The organism is Thauera sp. ZXT1-4 (genome assembly GCF_052598215.2).
Genome location: NZ_JBQWSN020000080.1, coordinates 1 through 2,474 on the forward strand (window position 1 = coordinate 1; position 2,474 = coordinate 2,474).

Genomic DNA, 2,474 nt, shown 5'->3' on the forward strand with positions numbered 1-2,474 from the left:
CCATGCAGACCACGGTGTGGCCGACTTCCGCCAGGCAGGCGCCGGTGACGAGGCCAACGTAGCCGGTGCCGAAGATGGTGAGTTTCATGGGTGGCTCGTGCTTGCAGTGAATGGGGTGGGCATCCGTATGGGGCGTTGATGCAATGCCGCAAGCCTAGCGGGTATGGGGGGGCGCTTCAACGGGAAGCTGTCACGGTTGGGGGGAGATGGAAGGGGAGGTGCCGAGTCTTTGCTTTCAGTTGGGTGAGCATGGGCGCTGACCGAGGAGCTGCGCCAGCATCACCTCCCCCAATTCCGCCGTGTAATGCGCCGGCTCCCAGAACCACCGGATGTGCTCACCCCGCACCCCGGGCCCCGGTGGCGTCTCGCCCAGCTCGAACCCTTGCGCGTTGAAGTCCCGGAACGGCACCGCTGCCGCCGCCGCGATCTCCGCAACCCTCTGCGTCCACTGCGCATACGTCTCGCCCAGCCCCGACTCCGCGATGATGCGGTGGTAGTCGGCATGGTAGGGGTTGATGAAGACGGTGACGGCAATGCCGTGCTGCTTCGCCCATCCCAGAAAACCCTTGAGCGCCTCGAAGCTCTCGTTGCTGTGCTGGCCTGGGGGGAAGAGGCCGAGCTTCGGGTTTGCCAGGCGCTCGCGCAGTTCGGCGTTCTTCTGCGCGAAGAGCACGTGCTGGCCTTCGCTGCGGATGATGGCCTGGTAGTCGCGCCCGGGGTTGAAGCCATCGGCGCGGCGGTCGGCGGTGAAGGCGGCGCGCTGGCGGGCGACGGTGCCGAGTGCGTCGGCCAGGGTGGTGAGCGAGAACAGGGCGCCGAGCTGGTCTTGCGCCTGCTGGTGGATGCGCTGCCAGGCGGGGGCGTCTTCGCCGGGGATGTGGAGGCGGCCGGCGTAGCTGCGGGCCAGCGCCGGCCAGTCGGGCGGGGTGGCGGGGGTGGCGGGGGTGGCGGTGTTGGTGAGGAAGTCGAGGAAGTCGACCGCGAGCAGAACGCGCTTGCCGCCGCCGGCCATGAGGGCGTGCTTGGCGTACTGGGTCTGCATGTAGAAGCTGGCGCCGGGGATGCCGGTGTTGAAGACGGGCTTGTGGTCGTCGGGCCAGCAGGGGCTTTGCGGGTCGAGGCCGAGTTCGGGGCGCGAGTTGCCGGCGATGACGGTGGCCGGGCGGGCGGCGCTGGCCATGTAGGGCTTGGTGACGCGCACGCGTTCGGCGGCGGTGGGCTTGATGGCGTTGAAGTCCTGGATGCGGGGTGTGCCGAACAGGCCGTAGGGGTCGACGACGTAGTTGAAGCCGGCGGCTGCGGTGCACACCAGGGCAAAGCTGAGCGCCAGCCAGAGCAGGAAGCGACGCGAGGCGGTGGGGCTGTCCATGGCGGGCTCAGAACTGGAAGTAGAGGAATTCGGAGATGCGCGTCATGGCGAGCACGGCAATGGCGGCGAGCAGGCCGATGGCGATGGCCCAGCCCGTTGTGCTGCGCCAGGCGAGTTTGTCCGCGAGCCGCGGGGCGGGCTGGAGTTCGTCTTTGGCGCGCCCGGTGTGCAGGTGCAGGCCGGGCTGGGTGTGGCGCATGATCTGCTGCGTATTGGGCAGGATGAGCGCGACCGGGAGCAGGGCGGCGATCCAAAGCCAGGTGAAGACGAACTGCGCGCCGCCACCGAGGTAGGTGCCGAAGCCGAGACTGGCGAGCACGGGCCACACCGCATCGAGCCGCGCCGCGATGGCGTTGGGCAGCGCGATGCCGTTGAGGCCGGCCATGCCCTGCAGCACGCTGACGGCGGCATCGAAACTGCCCGCGCGGAAGAACACCCAGCCGATGACGACGGCGACGAAGGTGACGAGCCACGACAGCGCCTTGGCGAGCGCGACGGGGAGCAGCCCCTGCGGGAAGAGGCGCGTGGTGGTGTGCCGCCAGGCGTGGTTGATGCACAGATACAGGCCGTGCAGCGCGCCCCAGGCGACGAAGGTCCAGCCCGCGCCGTGCCACAGGCCGCCGAGCAGCATGGTGAGCATGAGGTTGCGGTAGCGCATGAGCCGCCCGGCGCGGTTGCCGCCGAGCGCGATGTAGAGATAGTCGCGCAGGAAGGCCGACAGCGTCATGTGCCAGCGCCGCCAGAATTCGATGATGTTGGTGGCTTTGTAGGGCGAGTGGAAGTTGACCGGCAGGACGATGCCGAACATGCGCGCGGCGCCGATGGCCATGTCGGAATAGCCGGAGAAGTCGAAGTAGAGCTGCAGCGTGTAGGCGAGCGCGCCGCCCCAGGCCTCGAAGAAGCTGAGCGTGTCGCCCGCGGCAGCAGCGTCGAAGACGGGGGTGGCGTACTGGGCGACGCCGTCGGCGAGGACGGTTTTCTTGAACAGCCCGAGGGCGAAGACGCTGAGGCCGATAGCCATGTTCTGCGCGCGCGGCGTGAGCGCGCCGGGCGTAACCGTCCGAGCAACCCCGTAGTTCCCGATCAGAGCTGAATCATCGATCGT

The 2,474-nt window shown here is 68.5% G+C and carries 3 protein-coding genes; all 3 read right to left on the reverse strand.

Going from position 1 to position 2,474, the window contains the following annotated elements:
* Window positions 1-88: hypothetical protein (locus ACUH78_RS19005; RefSeq protein ID WP_510497603.1), on the reverse strand; the 88-nt coding region annotated here is incomplete at its 3' end.
* A gap of 147 nt (window positions 89-235) precedes the next feature.
* Entirely contained in the window at window positions 236-1,369 is a 1,134-nt protein-coding gene (locus ACUH78_RS19010; protein WP_445334332.1) for a hypothetical protein, read from the reverse strand.
* Between the two features lie 7 nt (window positions 1,370-1,376).
* Window positions 1,377-2,474, reverse strand: a 1,098-nt coding sequence (locus ACUH78_RS19015) for an MBOAT family O-acyltransferase (protein WP_445334331.1), incomplete at its 5' end; no start/stop codon positions are given.

Excerpts from the sequence above, each read along its gene's own strand:
- ACUH78_RS19010 (WP_445334332.1), bottom strand. The coding sequence starts at position 1,369 with ATGGACAGCCCCACCGCCTCGCGTCGCTTCCTGCTCTGGCTGGCGCTC.